Below are 20,871 nucleotides of genomic sequence, written 5' to 3' on the forward strand. Positions count from 1 at the left end.
GACAGGCGGCGGGGCCCGATCGCGGACGACCGGGCCCCGCCGGAGGGTCAGGACTTCGGGAGTCCGGGAGGGTTGATCTCGCTCTTGTCGACGCCCTCCGACGTCAGGCCCCAGGCGTCGAGCACCTTCGCGTAGGTGCCGTCGGCGATGTAGGCGTTCAGCACGATGCCGACCGGCTCGATGAGGCCGTTGCCCTTCTTCGTCGCCGCGGCGATGTCGGCCGCGAGCGGCCAGCCGCCGGGGATGATGCCCACGAGCTTCGTCTGGCCGGTTTCACGTGCGGCCCAGGCGGCGGTCGCGTTGGGGCCGAAGGTGGCGTCGACGCGGCCCGACTGCAGGGCGAGGGTCGCGGCGGCGGTGTCGTCGTAGTAGTTCAGCTCGGCGGGGGCCTTGCCCGCGGCGGTCAGCTCTTCGTTCCACTTCAGCAGCACCTTCTCCTGGTTGGTGCCGGAGCCCACGACGATCTTCAGGCCCGAGATGTCGGCGGCCTTTTCGATCTTCGAGATCGCGCTGTCGGAGCGCACGTAGAACCCCAGCAGGTCCTGGCGGTAGCTGGCGAAGTCGTACAGCTCCTTGCGCTCGTCGGTGACGGTGACGTTCGAGGTGATCAGGTCGTACTTGCCAGATTGGATGCCGAGCGGCCAGTCGGCCCACGCGACCACGACCGGGTTGTACTCGAGCCCGAGACCCTCGGCGATGAGCTCGCCGACGTTCGGTTCCGTGCCGGCGACATCGGTCGCGGCGGTCGTGCCCTCGGGCTGGTAGCTGAGCGGCGGGACGAACGCGCCGATCGCCACGGTGAGTTTGCCGGGCTCGATCGGGGTGAAGCCGCTCGCCTTGAGGGCGGCGACGGCCTCGGGTACGGCCTTGCCCGTGATGCGGGGGATGTCGCCGGTGTCGGGGTTCGCGCCGGCGGTGGCCGTGGGGGCGGCCGCGGCCTCCGCCTCGACGGGGCGGGTGAGGCCGATCGTGACGCCCACGCCGACGACGGCGACGAGGGCGGCGGCGATCACGCCGAGGGCGATCCCCTGTTTCTTGCTGAGGGCCATGCTGTGTCTCCTTGTGAGGGTGGGGTGCCGCGGCGCAGGGTCGCGTCGCGGGGTCGGAGGTGGCTGAGCCTGTCGAAGCCACCGGGCTCGGTGGGTGTCGGTCCCTTCGACGGGCTCTGGGACCTGGGTCGCGGCGAGGGTGGCTGAGCCTGTCGAAGCCACCCGGTGTACCGCGGGTCCCGGTCCCTTCGACGGGCTCAAAGACCTGTGTCGGGGGTGCGCGTCAGCCGAGCACCTTCGCGAGGAACTCGCGCGTGCGCGGGTGCTGCGGGCGCACGAGCACGTCGTCGGGCGTGCCCTGCTCGACGATGCGCCCCTGGTCGAGGAACACCACGCGGTCGGCGACCTCGCGGGCGAAGCCGATCTCGTGCGTGACGATGACCAGCGTCGTCCCGAGCTTCGCCAGGTCGCGGATGACGTCGAGCACCTCGCCCACGAGCTCCGGGTCGAGGGCGCTCGTCGGTTCGTCGAACAGCAGCACCTTCGGTTGCAGTGCCAGGGCGCGGGCGATCGCGACGCGCTGCTGCTGGCCACCCGACAGCTGTCGGGGGTAGGCGTCGGCCTTGTGCGCGAGTCCCACGCGGTCGAGGAGCCCCCGGGCGAGCTCGGCGGCGTCGTCTTTGCCGAGACGCTTCAGAGCGAGCGGTGCCTCGGTGATGTTCTCGAGCGCGGTCAGGTGCGGGAACAGGTGGAAGTTCTGGAACACGATGCCCACCTGGGTGCGACGTCGCAGCACCTCGCGCTCGCGCCGTTCGTGCAGTCTGCCGTTGCGGAGCTCGTAGCCGATGAAGTCCCCGTCGACGGTGACCGAGCCGGCATCCACGGTCTCGAGGTGGTTGATCGTGCGCAGCAGCGTCGACTTGCCCGAGCCGCTCGGGCCGAGCAGTGCCACGACTTCGCCGGGGTGCACCGTCAGGTCGATGCCTCTGAGCACCTCGGTGCCGTGGAACGCCTTGTGGACGTTGCGGACCTCGACGAGTCCGCGGGTGGGGGCGATGGCGCTCATGCGCGCACCCCCTTCGCGGCGGCGGGGCCGTCGGCATCCGTTCCGCCAGGAGGGGCGTCGCCGAGCCGTGCCCATTGCGCGCTGACCCAGCGGCGGGTGCGCTGCACCGGCGTCGGCGGAAGAGCGCGGGCCGAACCGCGGGCGTAGTGCCGCTCGATGTAGTACTGCGCGACGCTGAGGATCGTGGTGATGAGCGTGTACCAGACCACCGCCACCAGCAGGAGCGGGATCACGCGGCTGTTGCGGTTGTAGATGACCTGGACGGCGTAGAACAGTTCGGGGATCGCGATGACGAACACCACCGACGCGCCCTTCACGAGCCCGATCACCTCGTTCGTGGCGTTCGGCACGATCGAGCGCATCGCCTGCGGCAGGATGATGCGGAACAGGCGACGGGATGCCGGGATCCCGAGGGCTGCAGCCGCTTCGTGCTGGCCCGGGTCGACCGAGACGAGCCCTCCGCGGATGATCTCGGCGGAGTACGCCGCCTGGTGAAGGCCCAGGCCGAGGATCGCCGCGGCGAAGGCGCTCACGAGCTGCACGGTGGGGAACTCGACGATCCAGAAGTCGGTCGTGAACGGGGTGCCGAGGCCGAGCGTCGGGTAGAGGTAGCCGAGGTTGTACCAGACGATGATCTGCACCACGAGCGGCACCGACCGGAAGAACCAGATGTAGCCCCACGCGACGGCGTTCAGCAGAGGAGAGGCCGACAGGCGGCCGAGGGCCAGCAGGGTCCCGAGCGCGAAGCCGACGACGGCCGAGATCGCGGTGAGCCCGAGCGTGTACCCGATGCCGATCAGCACCGGCTCCGCGAAGAAGTACTGCGCGAAGGTGCCCCACATGTACCGGTCGTTCGTCACGAGGCTCCAGGCGAACTGGGCGACGACGAACAAGAGCAGGGCGCTGAAGATCCAGCGCCACCAGTGGCGGGTGGGGACCACGGCGATCGTGCCGAGGTCGACCTCGGTGGTCGACGCGGCAGGCGGTGCCGTGCGGTCGGCGGGTGCCGGCGCGGTGGTGGTCATGGCGTGCTCCTCGAGACTCCGGAACGACGCGGGGGCGTCGGTGGGTGAGGGTCACGGTACGACCGCCCCGGAGAGCTCCGCGAGGCGCGGATTCACGGGTCGAAACGCTCCGCCACGCACCGAAATCCGGTGTCACGGGCGGTAACGGGCTGGACGGCGACTGCGGGGTCGGGTACGTCCGGCACGCGCCGCGCGACCGCCGCGCGGGGCCGCGCACAACTCCTGCGTTACCTGCGGCGGAGGCGGTTGCGGGCGCTGAACCCGCGGTTCTGCAGGAGCTGTGCGCTCGCGGTGCCGAGCGCCGTCTCGGGCCTCGCGCAGGATGCGCGGTCACCCGTGGCCGGCCGGCTGGCCAGCGGGGCGGTCGACGCGGCGCACAACTCCTGCACTATCGGTGCCGGGAGCGGTCGCGAGGCGCCGAACCTGCGGTTCTGCAGGAGTTGTGCGCGCCGGGCGTCGAGCGTCGGCTCCGGCTCCGCGCGGCGCCGGCCGCGAGGTCACGCCTCGCGCAGGATCCGCGCCGTCACCCGCGTGCCGAACGCGAGGGCCTCGACGGGCACCCGCTCGTCGGCGGCGTGGAACTGTCCGAACACGTCGAAATCGGCGGGCACGCGCAACGGCACGAACCCGTACCCGCGGATGCCGAGCCGGCTCAGGTGCTTGTTGTCGGTGCTCGCCGGCAGCAGGTAGGGCACGACCACCCCGTCGGCATCCTCTGCGCTGATGGCGCGCTGCAGCACCCCGACCAGCGGCGCGTCGACGGGCGACTCGATCGCCGCGATGTCGCGCGCCCACGTCACCTCGACCTCGTCGCCGACGACGGCGGCCAGCTCCGCGCGCACCGCGTCGTGCTGCCCGGGGACGATCCGCACGTCGAGGACGGCGCTCGCCGACGCGGGGATGACGTTGGGCTTGCCGCCCGCGGTCAGCACCGTGGGCGACGCGGTGTTGCGCTGGCCCGCGTCGAGGAGGGATGCCGCGAACCCGAGGTCGTCGATCCGCCCGCCCGCGCGCTCCCAGGTCTCGACGAACCGTTCGAGCGTCGCCGTACGGACCACGGGGAACGCGTGCGCACCGACCGCGGCGACGGCCCGCGCCAGGCGCACGACGGCGTTGTCGGCGGTGGGCCGGGAGCCGTGCGCGGCGCGCCCACGGGCGGTGAGGGCCGCGGTCGAGACCCCCTTCTCGGCCGTGGCGACGAGGTACGCGCGCCGGTCACCGGGCAGCGGCAGCGAGAACCCGCCCACCTCGCTGATCGCCTCGGTCGCCCCCGCGAACAGCTCGGGGCGGTTCCGCACGATCCATCGCGCGCCCCACACACCCCCGGCCTCCTCGTCGGCGAAGAACGCGAAGATGAGGTCGCGGCGCGGCACGATCCCCTCGCGCCGGAATGCCCGCGCGATCGCCAGCAACATGCCGGCGAAGTCCTTCATGTCGACGGCTCCCCGTCCGTACAGCATGCCGTCGTGGATCTCGGCGCCGAACGGCGGATGCGTCCAGTCGGCGGCATCCACCGGCACCACATCGAGGTGCGCGTGGGCGACGAGGGCACCGGCATCCGGATCCGACCCGGTCAAGCGCGCGATCACGCTCGCCCGTCCGGGAACGGGCTCGACCAGCGTCGTGTCGTACCCGGCGTCCTCGAGCTGCGCCTGCACGAACCGCGCCGCCCGAGTCTCGCCGTCGCCGATCGTCGCAGGGTCGCCGGTGTTGACGCTGTCGATGCGGATCAGGGCGCGGATGAACTCCAGCGCCTCCGCCTCGAGGGCGTCGGGCTGCGGGCCGCCCGGCTGCGGCGACCCGGCCCCGATCTCGTCGTCCACGGGGAGGAGCCGTCAGTGCTCGTGGGGACGGGCGTCCTCGCCGAGCTTGAACGCCAGGCGGCCGTGCGCGTACCCGCCGCCCGCGCGGATGGCGGTGGCGACCCAGGCTGCCTCGGCCAGCTCGGCCTCGGTCGCGCCCGCCTTGACCGCGTTCTGCGAGTGCCCGTCGATGCAGTAGACGCACTGCGTGGTGATGCCGACGGCGAGGGCGATCAGCTCGCGGTACTTCAGCGGGATCGCGCGCCCCTCGGGGGCGAAGACCGCCTGATCGAACGCGGCGAACGCGGCGAGGATGTCGGGCGTCTCGTTCTTGTAGACCTTCGTGTAGGTCTTGTCGGCGGTGCGGTCGAAGTACTCGGACATGTGCTCTCCAGGTCGGGAACGGCGGAACGGATGCCAGAGCCCCACCGTAACCACCGCCCTCCGGCGCGCCGCGGGGCCGCCGTCACGCGCGGTCACACGCCGCTGTTCACCGCGCCCCCGCCTCAGTGCATGATCATCCCGCCGGTGACGTTGATCGCCTGCCCCGTGAGGTAACCGCCCGCGGGGGAGGCGAGGAAGTGCGTGACCCCGGCGACGTCCTCGGGCATCCCGAGTCGGCCGAGCGGTGACTTCGCGCTCCACGCCCTCACGTCGTCCTCCGAACGCGTGTCGGCGCCCATGTCGGTGAGCACGTACCCGGGGCACACGGCGTTGACGCGGACGCCGTGGCATCCCCATTCCTGTGCGCCGGCGCGCGTGAGGGCGACGACCGCCGCCTTCGAGGCGGCGTAGTGGCCCTCGCCGCCGCCACCTTGTTTGGCGGCCATGCTCGCGATATTGACGATCGTGCCGCCCCGCGCCTCGAGCATCCGGGGAGCGACGGCCTGCATCGTCACGAGCGTCGCTCGGGCGTTGATGTCGAGGACGAGATCCCAGTCGTCGACGGTGATGTCGAGCAGCGATGCGTGCTGGAACACCCCCGCGCAGTTCACGAGCACGTCGATCCCGCCGAGCGCCTCGACGGCTTCTCCGACCGCTCGTCGCGTGTCGAGGGGATCCCGCAGGTCGACGGCGAAGAACGCGGATGCCGCACCCTCGGCCGGGGCGCGGCGATCGAGCACCGCGACCCGGGCCCCGTCGGCGGTGAACCGGGCCACGATGGCGGCGCCGATGCCGCCCGAGCCTCCCGTGACGATGACGCGCTGCGACATGAGGTTCCTCCCGCGGGCATCGGGTCGCCCTGGCGGTCACGGTACGCCCGGCCCCGTACTCCGCGGAGACGGCGCTGTTTCGCGGCGGTAACAGGCGCCGGGGTTTGGGGAGGCGCCGATGTTTCGGCGGCGTGAAGCTTCTTCGTGACGGCGGTGACGGCGGCATCCGGCGGTCTACGCTCGGGGCGTCGTGCGATCAGCGGCATCCCGAACCCCACCGGAAGGACCCCCGTGACCGACGCCGTGCACCCGGCCATCACCGATCCCCCCGTGCGTGCGCACCTCGCGCGCCTCGCCGCTCAGGCAGGGACGATCCCGTCCGGGGCGACGGATGCCGACGGCGACGACGCCACACGGATCGCCGAGCTGCGCGCGAACCCGTCGTGGGTGCGTCTGCCCGACGACCAGGATCTCGAGTCGATCGACCTGGATGCCGACGGCCTCGCCCTGCGCCTGTACCGGCCACGCGCCGGTCACCGCGGCACGCTCGTGTTCGCTCACGGCGGGGGATGGGTCGCCGGGGACCTCGACAACAACGACGCGCTGTGCCGCGCGCTGGCGCTCGCCGCCGGGACGCAGGTGCTCAGCGTCGACTATCGGCTGGCGCCCGAGCATCCCTTCCCGGCCGGACTCGACGACCTCGAGAGCGCGCTGCGCTTCGCGGCGTCCGGAGCGGAGGGGCTGATCGACCCCGCGCTGCTCGGAGTCGCCGGGCACAGCGCGGGCGGGAACCTCGCGGCCGCCCTCGCCCTGCGTGCGCGGGACGGCCGAGCTCCCGGCATCCGGGTGCAGGTGCTCCTGTGCCCCGTTCTCGACGCCCCCGATCCCGACCGTCCCAGCTACCGCGCTCACACCGAGAACCTGCCGCTGACCGCGAAGGGGATGCAGTGGTACTGGGGGCTGTACCTGCAGGATGCCGGCGGCGGGGCGCCCGTAGCCGCGTCGCTGCCGCGGCCGGATGCGGCCGGTGCGGCGCCGGGCAGCACGTCGGGGAGCGGCGCGGCTGAGGTTCCCGTGGAGGCCGCGCCGCTGCGGGCGCCGGAGCTCGCCGGCTCCGCGCCGGCCGTGATCGTCGCGGCGGCCGTCGACCCGCTCGCGGACGAAGCCGAGGAGTACGCCGCGCGGGTGGCGGCATCCGGAACCCCCGTCGAATTCGTGCGGCGCGAGGGCGTGCCGCACCTGTTCCTCGTGTTCCCGTCCACGCCCGCGCGCGACGAGGTGCTCGCGCAGATCGCACCGGCGGTGCGGGCGGCGTTCGCCTGACCCGCTCGACCCTCGTCCCACTTGTGGTGGGTTGAGGGGCGCTGCACAGGCCTTTTCTGGGACACGCACCGCCAGAAGTGGGACGAGGCTCTGCTGGGGCGCTGTGCAGGCATCCTTGTCCCACTTGTGGTGGGTTGAGGGGCGCTGCACCGGCCGTTTCTGGGACATGCACCGCCAGAAGTGGGACGAGGCTCTGCTGGGGCGCTGCTTTCGCGCTGCGCTGCGCACCCTTGTCCCACTTGTGGTGGGTTGAGGGGCGCTGCACCGGCCGTTTCTGGGACATGCACCGACATAAATGGGACGAGGCTGCCTGCAAAACCCCCGCCACCGGCCCGGAACACCGCGGAAACACGCCATTGTTACCGTCATCAACATGTCGCTCCTCGTCACGAACGCACGTCTCATCACGGTCCCCGCGGGCACCGACGACCCCGGCTACATCGAGCGCGGGTACATGCTCGTGGAGGGCGGCCGCATCGCCGCGATCGGCGCGGGCGACCCCGAACCGGGACTCACCGCCGACGAGATCCTCGACGTCGACGACAAGTTCGTCGCCCCCGGCTTCGTCTCGAGTCACAGCCACCTCTTCACTAGCGGCTCGCGCGGGCTCGGCGTCGACCAGACGTTGTACGGCTGGTGCACGTCGATGTTCAGCGTGCTCAACAACGCCTCGCCCGACCAGATCTATTGGGCGACGCTGCACGGTTCGCTCGACTTCCTCGCCAACGGCGTGACCACCGCATACAACTTCACCGACCCCCTCCTGCCGTGGGAGCCGATGGTCGAGGGCAAGCGCGCCGACGGCGGCGGCATCCTGCGCGATCACGCCTGGCACACCCGACAGACCGACGGATGCCATGACGCCGGGCTCCGCTTCGTCGACTCCATCGCGCTGGATGCCACCGTCGGCACCGACGAGGAGATCTTCGCCCGGTTCGAGGCCTCCCTTGACCACGTCCTGGCCATGGACCCCGACATCGCGCTCGGTGCCTCGATCATGGGCCAGGTGCAGTGGTCGACTCGCCCCGACGCCGCCGAGATCGAGGTCGCCGTCATGGACCGCTTCGGCGTCACCAACCAGGCGCACTTCCTCGAGACGTATGAGGCGATCGAGCACCAGCAGACGAAGTTCCAGCTGTACAAGAACGCCGGCGCCCTCCGCCCCGGCATGATGTTCGGCCACTTCATCCAGACGACGCCGGAGATCATTCAGGATGCCGCTGCCGGCGGCGCCAGCATGTCGTGGCAGCCGGCATCCAACGGGCGTCTGGCGTCCGGGATCGCGCACGTGCCCGAGATGCTGGAGCAGGGGATGAAGGTCGGCATGGGCCTCGACGACCAGGCCTGCACCGACGTCGCCGACCCCTGGCAGAACATGCGCATGGGCATGTTCATGCAGCGCGCCCGCACCCACGACCCGCTGTCGATGATGCCCGAGCGCGTGCTGCGCCTGCACACCCTCGGGGGAGCGGAGATCATGGGTGTCGACGACCGCGTCGGCAGCCTCGAGGTGGGCAAGTTCGCCGACTTCGTGGTCGTCGATCCGCGCAAGCCCGACGTCGGCCCGCTGTGGAACCCGGTGCGCAGCTACGTGCTCGCGTGCGGCCTGCGCAACCTGACGCAGGTCTATGTCGGCGGCGAGCTCGTGAACGAGAACGGCGTCTCGACGAACCCGCTCGCGGTCGAGGCGTCCGAGGTGCTGCACACGCAGCTGCCCGCCTTGGCGGAGGAGTTCGGCGTCATCCTGTAGCCCGCCGGTTCCGTCGGTCCTTCGGCTCCGCTCTGCCCGCGCCTCGCGCGCGGCGGTTCCTATCGCGCTGAGCGTCCAGAACACCCGGACGTGCCGCGGCAGGTGCCCGGGTGTTCTGGACAGTCGAACAACGGGACGCGCGCGTCACCCCTCGAACTCGGCCCGCACCTCGGCGATGTCTTTGAGCTCGTCCCGGAGCCGCGCGACGAGCTCCCTGCCCTCTGCGAGCCATATGTCAAGATCGGGGAGCTCCTCGTCGAGGTCCCGATCCTGCCAGTGCTCGTTCCACGCCTCGAGAGCGTCCTGCAACTCGGCCGAGAGCGGCAGTGCGTCGCGCTCGAACGGATAGTTGTCGGTGAAGTTCTCCCAGAGAGGCAGGCCGCTGATCCACTCCGGAAAGACGCGGATGAGACGCCGTCCGTCCTCGAGTCGTGGAGGCGTGGTGGACCGCAGCGACCGGTCCTGCCAACTCCAGTGGGCGAAGCGCGATCGCTGCTCCTCGTTCTCGGGGTCCATGAGGACCACGCTACGCGTCGCGCGATCGCCGCCCAGACGGTTCCGGTCTGCTCGACAGGCTCAGAGTCCGCGCTCGCGGGCGCGGCGGAGGTGCCTGAGCCTGTCGAAGCGCCCGACCGAGCGCGCGGCGGTGAATGACCGTCAGATCACCGACCACCCGCCGTCGCTCGGCAGCAGCGCGCCGTTGACGTTGGCGGAGTCGTCGCTCAGCAGCCAGGTGATGGCCGCGGCGAGCTGTTCGGGCTGCGCAACGGGCGGGACGACGACCTGCAGGAGAGGGCCGACGCGTCCCGCGGCGTAGGCGCTTCCCATCGGAGCCTCGATGTTCGTCGCGACCGCTCCCGGGGCGACGGCGTTCGCGCGGATGCCCTGCGGTCCGTGGAAGAACGCGACGCTCTTGGTGAATCCGGCGATCGCGTGCTTCGACGAGGTGTACGCCACACCGGCGGCGGATCCGCGCAGCGCCGCCTCCGAGGCGACGTTGACGATCGCGCCCCCGCCGGCCGCGATCATGAGGGGGAGCACGGCGCGCGTCAGGCGCATCGGGCCGGTCAGGTTGACGCTCAGGACCCGGTCCCAGGTGGCGTCGTCCACCTCGCTCGGCGGCAGGAAGGCATCCATGATCCCGGCGACGTTCGCGAGTCCGTCGATGTGATTCCCCGCCGCCTCGATGAGGGCGGCGATGGTGTCGGGCGCCGAAACGTCTCCGACCACCGTCTCGACGGCGAGGCCGCTCAGCTCCTCGCGCAGGGCGTCCAGTCGCTCGGCGACGACGTCGGTCGCGATGACGCGCCCGCCTTCGTGCGCGATCCGCGTCGCCGTGGCGCGCCCGATGCCGGACCCGGCACCGGTGACGATGATGGTCTTGTCTGCGAATCGTGCGACGGTCGACGCGGTCATGATCTTCTCCTCCGTGAGGGCGCGAGTGCGCCACTCACGGTTTTAGCACTCAGTGCCGAAAGGTGTCTATGGAACATCCGAACGAGCGTGCCGCGGGGCGGCCGCGCACGATCGATCCCGGCCGCGTCTCCCTCGTCGCGCTCCGTCTCTTCGATGAGCAGGGGTTCGATGCGGTGTCGATGGACGATGTCGCGGCGGAGGCGGGGGTGAGCAGGCGGTCACTGTTCCGTCTGTTCCCGAGCAAGGCCGCTCTCGTCTGGGACGGGTTGGAGGAGTCGCTCGAGCGCTTTCAGGCCGCTCTGACCGAGAGCGCGGAGGAGGACCCGGTCTGGGAGGTGATCCGCCGCGCCTTCGAGGCCAGCGCGGCCATCCCCGCCGAGTCGATCGAGGTCACGCGCCACCGGCTTCGCGTCATCCGCGCGAACCCGTCCCTCGCACAGCTCGGTGCCCCGACGATCGGGACGATGACGGATGCCGCGGCGCTCTTCGCCGCGGAACGGACGCACGCGCGACCCGATGACTTCTCGATCGTCGTCCGCGTGCATGTGCTCGCCGCGGCGGTCAATGCGTCCGTGGTCTGGTGGGCGCTCCACGGGGGCGAGGAGACTCCGCGGAGTGTGGCGGGGCGAGCTCTCCGCGAGATCGCGATCTGATCTCGAGCGCCGGGTCTCGCGCGAGCGTCCCGGCCCCTCGACGGACTCGGGGACCTCGCTCGCGCAGCGCCGCCGCGTCCGTGGTTACCGCCGCCCCACCCGCAACAACGCCTCACCCGCGGCCGCGATGCCCGCGGCCAGCGCCAGCGACACCGCGATCGTGACGAGAGCCGCGGCGGGACCCGTGGCATCCAGAGCCGCTCCGGCGATCACACCGCCGATCGGCACGCCGAGTGACATCGCGGCGGTCGGGTAGGCGAGCGTCTCGGTCACGCGGCCCTCCGGGGCGCGGGCGGATGCCACGAGGATGCCGGAGACCATCACCGGCGACACCGCGAGACCGAGCAGCAGGATGACGCCGAAGAGCAGCGGAACCGAGCCCTGGGCGAACGGGAGCCCTGCGGCGACGACGGCGGCCACGGCGGCGAAGCCGATGTACCGCGCGGCGGGGGACAGTCGCCACGCCCGCGCCCCGGTCACGACCGATCCGATCGCGATGGCCACCGCGAGGGCACTGAACGCGGGCCCGGCGAGCCAGGGGCGGTCGCCGACGTCGGCCCACCCGACGAGGCTGACGTCGAACGCGCCGAAGACCCCGCCGAGCGCGACGCAGGCCAGGGCGATCGGCACGACGCCCGTAGGCGGGAGGACGAGCCCGCGGCGCGCCCCGCCCGGCTGCGGGGGAGGCTGCGTCCCGCGCTGGGCGGCGAGCCATACGCCGCCGATCACGCCGAGCCCGAGCGAGCCGAGCATCGCCACCGCGGGATCCACGGCCGCGGCGACGGCCGTGATGGCGGGCGGTCCGGCTATGAAGACCATTTGGTCGGCGATCGTCTCGAGCGCGAGAGCGGCGGTGCGCTGCGACGCGGGCGCGAGCACCGTCCACCGCGCACGCACGGCCGAGGTCAGGTCCGGGGTGGCGGCTCCCGTCGCGAACGCCGCGATCAGCCACGTCCAGAACGGCGCACCCGTCAGCACGAGGGCGAGCAGACCGGATGCCGCGAGCACGAGGCATCCGAGAGACACCAGGATGACGCGGGCCTGGCCGTGCCGGTCCATCCGCGACGACCAGAGAGGCGCGGCCACGGCCATGCCGCCCACGAGCGGAGCCACGACGAGTCCCGCCGAGGCGAAGCTCCCGGTCGTGGCCGACACGAGCAGGATGATCCCGAGCGACAGCGTCGCGCGCGGGAAGCGCGCGAGGATGCCGGCGGCCACGAAGCTGCGGGCCCCGGGCAGACCCAGGACCTGCCCGTAGGCGCGGACGCCGGTGGCCGGGGCGGCGGCGACGCTCACGCGGGCACCGTCGTCTCCGTGGGCCGCCGGGCTGCGGTCGTCGGTGCACAACTCCTGCAGGTTCCACGCCTCGGGCCCGCGTGACGGGCGGCGCCCCCGATTCTGCAGGAGTTGTGCGGGCGGGGCCGAGTATCCGCGGTCCCCGGGGTCGGCGCGAGGCCGCACCCGGAAGCTGCACAACTCCTGCGCAACGCGCGCGGCATGCCCGCCGCGGCCGCCGGACGCCGCAGGTGCAGGAGCTGTGCGCGCCTCGAACCCCTCACGCCGTGTAGTCGAATCGGCTGATCTCCTCGAGCGCCTCGACGACGAACGAGACGCTGTCCTCGAACAGCTGGGCGCCGTGGGCGGCGTTCGCCCCCGTCGGGTCGCCGAGCACGCCGGTGGGGCCGAAGTCGTTCGAGAGCCACCCGAAGGTCACGGGCTTGCCGTTGAAGCCGATGTGCCGGAAGTCTCCGATGTGCGCCGGAACCGTGGCCTCGAATTTCGTGGCGTCCACGAGCTCGGGGCGCAGGTGCATGATCATGCTCGTCTCGCCGTGACCGGCGTGGATGCCGGTTCCGTGCTCGTCGGGGCCCCCGTCGGTGCCGTCGAACGAGGGCACGCGCGCGGCGGGCATGAAGAACGTGCGGAGCCCGAAGCGGCGCCGCAGCTCGCGGTTCGCGACGTTCAGCAGCGCGACGTTGCCGCCGTGGCCGTTGAGGAACACGAGCGTGCGCGCTCGGGTCGTGAGGATCGAGCGGCCGATGTCGACGATGGTCTGCAGCATGGTCTCGGGCGTGAGCCACAGCGTCCCGGGGGCCCACGAGTGCTCGTCCGACTTCGTGATCGACAGCGTCGGCAGCTGCCACACGTCGAGCCCCTGGGCGGCGGCGCGCGCGACGGCGGCCGTGGCGGACGCCTCGGCGACGATGGCATCCGTCGCCAGGGGCAGGTGCGGTCCGTGGTGCTCGATCGCCCCGGTGGGCAGCACCAGGATCGAGTCCTCGGTGAGGGCCTCGGCGGCGGCGGAACCGCTCAGCTCGCTGAGAAGACGGGTCATGAGATGATCGCTCCCTTGCGCGCGCCGGTGTAGTCGGGGTTGAGCTTGCCGGGGTTCAGCAGGCCGTTCGGGTCGGTGAGGCGCGCGGTCTCGACCGTCTGCTCGACGTTGAAGTCGACGTTCCACTGGTGGGGGTTGTGCACGCCCACGCCGATGGCGTTGAGCGCGGCGATGCCGCGGTAGACGTCGTCCTCGCTGACGTAGGGGGCTGCGAGCATGCCGATCGGGAACGCCTTCGTCGACTCGATGTGCAGCTTGCCGCCGGCGAACACGCTCTCGACGGCCTCGATGTCGTCCGCGAGCGGCGCACCCGCGACCTCGAGGTGGAACACCTCGTGCGGCTGGCTCTTCTGGTACCACTCGATCGGGTGGTTGTAGCTCAGCATCGACAGGCGGATGCTGGCCTGCGGCCCCTCGCGCACCGCCTCGACACGTCCGCCCGCGCCCTCGACGATCGCGGTGATCCCCTCGATCAGCGACGCGTCGACGATCGCGCGCAGGCTCGATCGGCCCTCGGGGATCGCCTCGTCGGAGGGGAGGGATGCCGAGATCTCGGGCCCGTCGCCCGACACGAGCCGCGGGGTGGGCTCGAGGTTGCCGATGGTCTGCAGCACGGCGAGGGTGCCGGCGAAGTCGGGGAAGCTCGCCCACAGCCCACGCCACTCGCGCAGCGGTTCGAGGCGGACCGTCGCGCGCACGATGACCCCGGCGGTGCCGTAGTTGTGCACGTACTTCTGGGCCTCGTCGCCCTCGACGTGGATGATCTCGTCGCTGCCGTCGGCGTGCACGACGTCGAGGGCGGCGACGAAGCCCCGGTCGTTGGAGCCGTGTGCGATCGACCCGGTGCCCCCGGAGCCGCCCGAGAGGAAACCGCCGATCGTGGACTGTGCGGTCGACGGGTACATCCACAGCGCCTGGCCGGCGGCCCACGCGGCCTGCTCGAGCAGCACCATCGGGGTCCCGGCCTCGGCGGTGATGTACCCGTCGCCGACCTCGACGATGGCCTTGGCGCGCGTGGTGTCGATCACGAGGCCGCCCTGCATCGGGATGGCCTGACCGTAATTGCCGGTGCCCTTGCCGCGCACGGTGATCGGTACCCCGTGACGGGATGCCGCGGCCACGGCCGTGGCGATCTGCTCGGCGTCGGCGGCGAACACGACGAGGTCGGCGAGGCCCAGGGGGAGCTTCGCGGCGATGATCGGCGACATCGGGGAGCCGTCGACGCTGGCGCGCTCGCGCACGCGTGGTTCGGTACTGACGGCGGCGGGGCCGAGCAGGTCGAGCAGTTCGTCCTCGAGGGAGAGGACGCGGGTGGCGGTGTCGCTCATGGGTGTTTCTCCGGGTGGGGCGGGTGGGGTGGATGCAAAGGAGGTGGCTCCGCCTGTCGAAGCCACCGGGGATGTCATGAGTTCCGGTCCCTACGACGGGCTCAGGGACCTGTGCGGGGAGGTGGCTGAGCGTGTCGAAGCCTCCGGCTCCGGTCCCTTCGACAGGCTGGGGGACCGGGGATGCGCAGGGCGGAACCGCCCCACCCAACGGCCCGGCCCGCACGAGGCGGACCGGGCCGAGCGGGTCAGAACGAGATCGAGGTGTCGATGAACTCGTTCGTGTAGAGGTCGGCCGGGGTGTAGCCCGACGCGGGCGGGGTGCCGAGGTCGGTGTAGACCTTGCCGGCCTTGTCGAAGAAGTCCGCGAAGCGGTCGTCGTCGAAGTTGCCGTAGGTGGAGTCGGGGCCGTCGCCCACGAGGCCGAGGTCGACCTGCGTCTTCACGGAGTAGTCGGCCACGCCCTGCGTGTAGGTCCAGCCGGTGGCGTACTCGTCGACGAGCTTCAGGATGAGGTCGTTCGCGGCGGAGGGGTCCTTGTAGTACGCGACGCCGGCCTTCTGCAGCACGGGCACGAGCTTCGACAGGCACGGCGACAGCTCGTCGAATTTGTCGGCCTTGACCGACACCGACGACTGGTACGTCTGCCATCCGGCATCGTGGATGAGCGCGAAGTCGACCGGCTTGCCCCACGCCGACACCTCGTTCTGGTAGACGTACGGCTCGGCCGAGGCGAAGCCCTGCTGCATGTCCTTGCCGCCGGCGGCGACGAAGTTCGAGGGCGTGCCGTCGTACGAGCCGTCGAGGATCGCCGAGTCGGCGAGACCGGCGCTCTTGAGGTACTCGATGTAGGCGGAGCCGTCGAAGTAGCGCCAGACGCCGCCCTTCGCCGTGAGGGCGGCCTTGACGTCATCGATCGTCTTGACGTCGGGGTAGGTCTCCGGGTCCCACATGACCATCGTCGGGCTGATGTCGAGAGGGGCGAAGACGGCCTTGGTGGGCGTGGTCGACGAGAGCTGGATCGCCTCGTCGGTGCTGATGTAGCCGAGGGTGATCGCGTCGTCCTGGTACATCTGCGCCGAGACCGTCTGGAAGCCGATGGCCGGGCCGCCGGCGCGGATCTCGAGGTTGACGCCGGTGTATTCGCCGTCCGACATGAGGGGACCCGTGACCGCCTTGGTGTTGGCGTCGATCGTGTAGTCGTCCTTGATCATCTCGTAGAGGTGACCGTGCTCGGCCTCGGGGTTCCAGTCGGTCTGGACGACGATCGTCGAGGGGCAGTCGGTCGAGAGGTCGACCGAACCGATCTCCATGTCGGAGGAGGCGGCCGGCGCACTCTCCGCCGCGCTGCCGGCGCAGGAGGTGAGGGTCAGGGCGATCGCGACGGCGCCGGTGACGGCGGTGCCGCGGAGGAGGGTGGAGCGCTGCATGCTGGTTCGCTTTCTGTGACGTCGGTGGTGCTCGGGTGCGGGAGGGGGAGCTGCGGGATTTCGGGTACGCCGGATGCCGCCTCCGGCGCCTGCGCGCGGGAGGGCGGTGCGGTGGCATCCGGGGTCTAGAGGGCGCTTTCGTACCAGCGGCCGACGGCCACCTTCGACAGCCAGCCGAAGAACGCGAAGATCGCGACGCCGAGCAGGCAGGCCGCGAGGATGGCGGCGAACAGCTCGGCGCTCTGCAGGCGCGACTGGTAGTTGGCGATGAGCGAGCCGATTCCCGGCTCGCCGCGGCGGAAGAAGTAATCGCCGACGATCGCGCCGATGACCGACAGGCCCGCCGAGGTGCGCATGCCGACGAAGATCGAGGGCAGGGCGGCGGGGAGGGTGAGCTTGGTCAGCACCGTCCACTTGTTCGCCTTCTGCAGGCGGAACAGCTCGCGCTGCGACTTGTCGACCGACTGCAGGCCGAACAGCGTGTTCGAGACCATCGGGAACAGGGCGATCAGCACGCAGACGATCACACGGGCGGTGAACTCGTACCCGAACCAGAAGCCGACCAGCGGCACCAGCGCGAGGATCGGGATGCACTGCAGCATCACGGCGTAGGCGTAGGTCGAACGCTCGACCCACCGCGCCAGCGACATCGCGATCGCCCAACCGATGCCGAGGATCATCGCCACCGCGAGGCCGGTGAGGGCGACACCGGTCGTCCGGAACAGGGCGATCCAGATGTCGGCGCCGACCTGCGGGTCGAAGAACCCGAGCGTGAACATCTCGTGGGGCATCGGCATGAGGAAGCCCTTGCCCGACGCGGCCAGGGCGATCGACACGGCGTACCAGCCGCCGAGCAGAACGACGAGGACCGCGAGCGGGGGACCGATGACGGCGGCGCGGGATCCGAAGCCCCGACGACGCGATGCCGTGCGGGTGCGGGGCGGCTCGATCGGAGGAGTGGATGCCGGGGGTACGGCCGCCTCGTCGACGACGGGCTCAGCGGAGGTGGTGCTCATGAGTGTCCTTCCCGGAGGGCGTGGGAGACCTCGCCGACGAGCTTCGCGAACTCGGCGGTGTAACGGATCTCGGGGTCGCGCGGCATGTCGAAGGGGACCTCGAACGTGTCGACGAGGTGGCCGGGGCGACCCGACATCACGACGACCTTCGTGGAGAGGTAGATGGCCTCCGAGACCGAGTGGGTGATGAAGAGCCCGCCGAACTTCTGCTCGACGAAGATCTTGATGAGCTCGTCGTTCAGGCGTTCGCGGGTGATCTCGTCGAGCGCACCGAAGGGCTCGTCGAAGAGGAAGAGCTCGGGGTCGAGCGTGAGGGAGCGGGCGAGCGAGGCGCGCATCTTCATCCCGCCCGACATCTGCTTGGGGAGGTGCTTCTCGAACCCCTTCAGGCCGACGAGGTCGATCGCCCACTGGGCCTTCGGGGTGCGCACGCGCTTGGGCTGCCAGTTGAGCTCGGCGAGCAGCTCGACGTTGGCCTGCACGTCGCGCCACGGCAGCAGGGTCGCGTCCTGGAAGACATAGCCGATGCGGTCGGTGTTGACGGTCGCGGTGCCCTCGCTGGCGGATTCGAGACCCGAGGCGATGCGCAGCAGCGTGGATTTGCCGCAGCCCGAGGGGCCGACGACGCTGACGAACTCGCCGCGCTCGACGGTGAGGTCGACGCCCGAGAGGGCGGTGGTGCCGTTGGGGAACGTCATGGCGACGTTGCGGAAGTCCAGGATCGGCGCGGTGGGATCCGCGACGGATGCCGGGGCGGGGGAGGCCAGGGTCACGGGGGCGCTCACTTTCCGTGGGGTCGGGTTACGACGCCGTCGCGGGTGCGGCGGTGCGGGTGGGGACGGACGAGGAGAGGGCGGCGGTCTCGGTCGCGACGCGGGTGCGGCTGACGAGACGTCCCCGATGGATGACGACGCGGTCGGCAGTGGCGAAGGCGACGGCTTCGCCGAGGGAGTCCGCCTGGATCGCCACCAGTTCCGCCCGCGCGCCGGCGACGGGACCCGCGAACGGCAGCCCCATCACGTCTCGCGCGCCGACGGTGACGGCGTCGAGAGCGTCCTCCGGGGCGAGGTGCCCGGCGCTGACGAGCAGCGAGGCGGTCTCGAGGTGGTCGCAGCGGCCCACCGGGTTGAAGGGGTCGCGCACGTTGTCGGCTCCGGCCGCGACGCGGACGCCGGCGGTCTTGAGCCGTCCGATCGGCGCGATCCCGCGGGGCACGGCGTGCTCGGCATCCCATCCCTGCAGGTACAGGTTGGTGATCGGCAGGGCGATGACGCCGATGTCGGCGGTGCGGACCTGCTCGGCCAGGGCGGTGAGGTCGGCCGTGGGCATCATGCTCAGCCGCACGCAGTGGCCCGCGGTCCGTGGCCGGTGCCAGCCGGTGACGGACCGGGCGTAGGCGGCCAGGGTGTCGGCCCCTGCGAGGCTCTCGTCGGTGTGCAGGTCGAGGCCGACGTCGCGGCGCCGGGCGAGGGCGACGAGGCGTTCGAGGTCGGCGACCGGGTCGTCGGCGAGATGCGGCGCACCGCCCACCAGGTCGACGCCCGCGTCGAGCGCGGCCTCGAAGACCTCGTCGGCGACCGTGGGGCCGCCGAGGGCCACGAGCTCGAGGTCCATGACTCCCTCGAGCTCCGCCCGCAACCGGACCAGGGCGCGGACACCCGTGAGGGCGTCCTCTCCGCGCAGGAGGTCGACGTGGGTGCGGACGGAGGTGATCCCGGATGCCAGCATCCGCAGCGCCGTGGAACGGGCTCGGCGCAGCGTGTCGTCCTCGTCCAGGGTCAGGGCGAAGGCATGCCAGCTCTCGATGGCGCGCTCGAGGTCGCCGAACGGGGGCCGAATGGCATCCCACGACTGCGACTTGTCGAGGTGGGCGTGCGGCTCGGCGCCGGCGGCGGTGACGAGGTAGCCGGGGAGGTCGAGCACGACGCCGTCCGTCTCGGGCAGCGGGCTGCCGGCCGGGACCACCGCGAGCACCGCGTCACCGTCGAGCGCGATGTCGACGACGTCGCCGGAGGCGAGTCGCACACCTCGCAGAGCGGCGATCGAGACGGGTGGAACGGCGGACACGGAGACCTCCGGAGAGTCGGGAAGGCAGGAGTCGAGACGAGCGCCACGGCGACGGGGCGAGCCGCTCGGGGCGGCTGCGTCAGTGTTGGTGTGAGCAACATCCGGCGTTGGTCCGATGCTAGGAAGCCTGCGTTTCCGCCGTATTTCTCCCGCGTGACCCTCGTGACAAACATGTCGGACAGGCTGCGGTTCGCTGGGCGAACCCGGGATGCCGCGGGCCTCGGCGCCGTCGCCGTGCGCTCGCCCGTCTCTCGCGAGGGGGCGCGCCGACCCGGCTCAGCGCGCCCGAGCGAAGATCCCGCGGGCGTCGGCGTAGACGGCCTGCACCCGGTCGACGTGGCGACCGAAGTCGAGCGCCGCGGCGCTCGCGGCGGCCCCCCGGGCCAGGCCCTCCCGCAGCGTCGCGTCGTGCGCGAGGCAACGGAGGGCGCGGGCCAGCGAGCCCGGTGTGGCGTCCGTCGTCACGAGTCCGTTCTCGCCGTCTCGCACGAAGGCGCCGGCGGCCTGGGGGGTCGCGATCACCGGGCACCGCATGAGCAGGCTCTCGGCGATCACCAGTCCGAACGTCTCGGGCCAGAGCGAGGGGAACACCAGCGCTGTCGCGGAGGCGATCAGGTCGGCCTTCTGCTGGGCGTCGACCCATCCGACGTAGGTGATCCGTCCCGTCGCCGCCGCGCGTTCGATGGTCGGCCGCTCGGGGCCGTCGCCGGCGACGACCAGCTCTGCGTCGATGTCGGCCCGCTCCCACGCCCGCAGCAGCAGGTCGATGCCCTTGGTCGCCTGGAGCTTGCCGAGGAAGACGAAGCGCGGGCGGGTGCGTCCCTCGTTCCCGACGCGAGCGGGTGAGACGGCGGGTGCCGGCCACCCGTGCGGAACGACCCGCTGCTCGACACCCTCGGCGGGCATGCCCAGGGCATGGTGACGGGCCAGTGCGCGCTCGCTCGGGAACACCAGGATGCTGGAGCGTCGGGCCGCGAGCCAGATGGCGCGAGCGCGCAGCCGCTGCACGCCGCCGAGGCGCGCGGGCTCGTGTCCGTCGCGGATGGAGGTGGACGTCGTGTCGACGAGGCAGTAGTCGTGCGCGGTGTGCACCACCGCGCCGTGTCGGGCCCGGAGCACCTGCGCGCCCACGCCTTGGAAGCGGTGGACGTGCACCACGGCGTCGGACCGCGCCTCCTTCGGCATCCAGGTCGCCGGTCCGAGGGTGCCGAGCACGTCGAGCGCGTGGAACGCGACCTTGGCGGCGGTGCCCGCTCCGTGCTGGTCGGGGCGATAGGGGCGATAGGTCGCGCGAACGCGTACGGCCACGCCGGCTCGGCGCGCCCGCTCGACGGTGTCGGGGTCGGTCCACGCGGTGAGGATCTCGACCTCGTCACCTCGCCGGGCCTGCTCGGAGGCCAGGGCGAGCACGTACGACTCGGCCCCGCCCAGCGGTGCGACGAAGCTGCTCTGGACGTGCGTGATCCTCACCTCGGCTCCCTTCCCGGGCGGACACTACGCGTCGGCGGAGGCGTCGACGC

General features: G+C 71.5%; 19 protein-coding genes. 3 read left to right on the top strand and 16 right to left on the bottom strand.

Features of this window, described 5'->3' with window-relative positions; genetic code table 11:
- Nucleotides 1-47: 47 nt before the first annotated feature.
- From ACFZA2_RS08060 to ACFZA2_RS08085, 6 genes are all read right to left on the bottom strand, one after another.
- A complete protein-coding gene (locus tag ACFZA2_RS08060) occupies nucleotides 48-1,049 on the bottom strand; it encodes an ABC transporter substrate-binding protein (RefSeq protein WP_391402983.1) in 1,002 nt (333 codons plus the stop codon).
- A 223-nt stretch (nucleotides 1,050-1,272) separates the two neighbouring features.
- On the bottom strand, nucleotides 1,273-2,055 hold the full coding sequence (locus ACFZA2_RS08065) for an amino acid ABC transporter ATP-binding protein (RefSeq protein ID WP_391402986.1): 783 nt from the start codon (nucleotides 2,053-2,055) through the stop codon (nucleotides 1,273-1,275).
- Nucleotides 2,052-3,080, bottom strand: a complete 1,029-nt coding sequence (locus tag ACFZA2_RS08070) for an amino acid ABC transporter permease (RefSeq protein ID WP_391402989.1) — start codon at nucleotides 3,078-3,080, stop codon at nucleotides 2,052-2,054. The genes ACFZA2_RS08065 and ACFZA2_RS08070 overlap by 4 nt, the downstream gene beginning before the upstream one ends.
- 497 nt (nucleotides 3,081-3,577) lie before the next feature.
- Nucleotides 3,578-4,903, bottom strand: a complete 1,326-nt coding sequence (locus tag ACFZA2_RS08075; protein ID WP_391402992.1) for a M20/M25/M40 family metallo-hydrolase — start codon at nucleotides 4,901-4,903, stop codon at nucleotides 3,578-3,580.
- A gap of 12 nt (nucleotides 4,904-4,915) precedes the next feature.
- A complete protein-coding gene (locus ACFZA2_RS08080; RefSeq protein WP_363387702.1) occupies nucleotides 4,916-5,266 on the bottom strand; it encodes a carboxymuconolactone decarboxylase family protein in 351 nt (116 codons plus the stop codon).
- Between the two features lie 122 nt (nucleotides 5,267-5,388).
- On the bottom strand, nucleotides 5,389-6,096 hold the full coding sequence (locus ACFZA2_RS08085) for an SDR family NAD(P)-dependent oxidoreductase (protein WP_391402996.1): 708 nt from the start codon (nucleotides 6,094-6,096) through the stop codon (nucleotides 5,389-5,391).
- Between the two features lie 231 nt (nucleotides 6,097-6,327).
- On the opposite strand from ACFZA2_RS08085, the gene ACFZA2_RS08090 reads away from it, so the two are divergent.
- Nucleotides 6,328-7,359: an alpha/beta hydrolase fold domain-containing protein gene (locus tag ACFZA2_RS08090; RefSeq protein ID WP_391402999.1), complete on the top strand. Its 1,032-nt coding sequence runs from the start codon at nucleotides 6,328-6,330 to the stop codon at nucleotides 7,357-7,359.
- 373 nt (nucleotides 7,360-7,732) lie between these two features.
- Nucleotides 7,733-9,109: an amidohydrolase family protein gene (locus tag ACFZA2_RS08095; RefSeq protein ID WP_391403001.1), complete on the top strand. Its 1,377-nt coding sequence runs from the start codon at nucleotides 7,733-7,735 to the stop codon at nucleotides 9,107-9,109.
- A gap of 144 nt (nucleotides 9,110-9,253) precedes the next feature.
- Here the strand turns inward: ACFZA2_RS08095 and ACFZA2_RS08100 are convergent, their stop codons facing one another.
- The gene (locus tag ACFZA2_RS08100; protein ID WP_391403004.1) at nucleotides 9,254-9,625 is read right to left on the bottom strand and encodes a hypothetical protein; all 372 of its coding nucleotides are present in this window, start codon (nucleotides 9,623-9,625) and stop codon (nucleotides 9,254-9,256) included.
- A 141-nt stretch (nucleotides 9,626-9,766) separates the two neighbouring features.
- Complete coding sequence (locus ACFZA2_RS08105; RefSeq protein WP_391403008.1) at nucleotides 9,767-10,525, bottom strand: SDR family NAD(P)-dependent oxidoreductase; 759 nt, start codon at nucleotides 10,523-10,525, stop codon at nucleotides 9,767-9,769.
- 68 nt (nucleotides 10,526-10,593) lie between these two features.
- Here ACFZA2_RS08105 and ACFZA2_RS08110 point away from each other — a divergent pair, with 68 nt between their 5' ends.
- The gene (locus ACFZA2_RS08110; RefSeq protein ID WP_391403011.1) at nucleotides 10,594-11,178 is read left to right on the top strand and encodes a TetR/AcrR family transcriptional regulator; all 585 of its coding nucleotides are present in this window, start codon (nucleotides 10,594-10,596) and stop codon (nucleotides 11,176-11,178) included.
- Between the two features lie 84 nt (nucleotides 11,179-11,262).
- Here the strand turns inward: ACFZA2_RS08110 and ACFZA2_RS08115 are convergent, their stop codons facing one another.
- The 8 genes from ACFZA2_RS08115 to ACFZA2_RS08150 all read right to left on the bottom strand — a co-directional run bounded on the left by ACFZA2_RS08115 (nucleotide 11,263) and on the right by ACFZA2_RS08150 (nucleotide 20,821).
- Nucleotides 11,263-12,474 (bottom strand): MFS transporter, encoded by a 1,212-nt coding sequence (locus tag ACFZA2_RS08115; protein ID WP_391403014.1) that lies wholly within the window; start codon nucleotides 12,472-12,474, stop codon nucleotides 11,263-11,265.
- 259 nt (nucleotides 12,475-12,733) lie between these two features.
- Nucleotides 12,734-13,513, bottom strand: coding sequence for a creatininase family protein (locus tag ACFZA2_RS08120; protein ID WP_391403017.1), 780 nt, complete (start codon nucleotides 13,511-13,513; stop codon nucleotides 12,734-12,736).
- The gene (locus tag ACFZA2_RS08125; protein WP_391403020.1) at nucleotides 13,510-14,841 is read right to left on the bottom strand and encodes an FAD-binding oxidoreductase; all 1,332 of its coding nucleotides are present in this window, start codon (nucleotides 14,839-14,841) and stop codon (nucleotides 13,510-13,512) included. Before ACFZA2_RS08125 ends, ACFZA2_RS08120 begins: the two co-directional genes overlap by 4 nt.
- A gap of 245 nt (nucleotides 14,842-15,086) precedes the next feature.
- The gene (locus ACFZA2_RS08130; protein ID WP_391403023.1) at nucleotides 15,087-16,268 is read right to left on the bottom strand and encodes an ABC transporter substrate-binding protein; all 1,182 of its coding nucleotides are present in this window, start codon (nucleotides 16,266-16,268) and stop codon (nucleotides 15,087-15,089) included.
- Nucleotides 16,269-16,393: 125 nt separating this feature from the next.
- Nucleotides 16,394-17,284, bottom strand: coding sequence for an ABC transporter permease (locus ACFZA2_RS08135; protein ID WP_391403026.1), 891 nt, complete (start codon nucleotides 17,282-17,284; stop codon nucleotides 16,394-16,396).
- Nucleotides 17,281-18,057, bottom strand: coding sequence for an ABC transporter ATP-binding protein (locus ACFZA2_RS08140; RefSeq protein ID WP_167494159.1), 777 nt, complete (start codon nucleotides 18,055-18,057; stop codon nucleotides 17,281-17,283). The genes ACFZA2_RS08135 and ACFZA2_RS08140 overlap by 4 nt, the downstream gene beginning before the upstream one ends.
- A gap of 28 nt (nucleotides 18,058-18,085) precedes the next feature.
- Nucleotides 18,086-19,351 (bottom strand): amidohydrolase family protein, encoded by a 1,266-nt coding sequence (locus tag ACFZA2_RS08145; protein WP_391403029.1) that lies wholly within the window; start codon nucleotides 19,349-19,351, stop codon nucleotides 18,086-18,088.
- A gap of 276 nt (nucleotides 19,352-19,627) precedes the next feature.
- On the bottom strand, nucleotides 19,628-20,821 hold the full coding sequence (locus tag ACFZA2_RS08150; protein ID WP_391403032.1) for a glycosyltransferase: 1,194 nt from the start codon (nucleotides 20,819-20,821) through the stop codon (nucleotides 19,628-19,630).
- Between the last annotated feature and the right edge of the window lie 50 nt (nucleotides 20,822-20,871).

This window comes from Microbacterium sp. NPDC007973 (assembly GCF_042958465.1).
GTDB lineage: Bacteria > Actinomycetota > Actinomycetes > Actinomycetales > Microbacteriaceae > Microbacterium > Microbacterium galbum.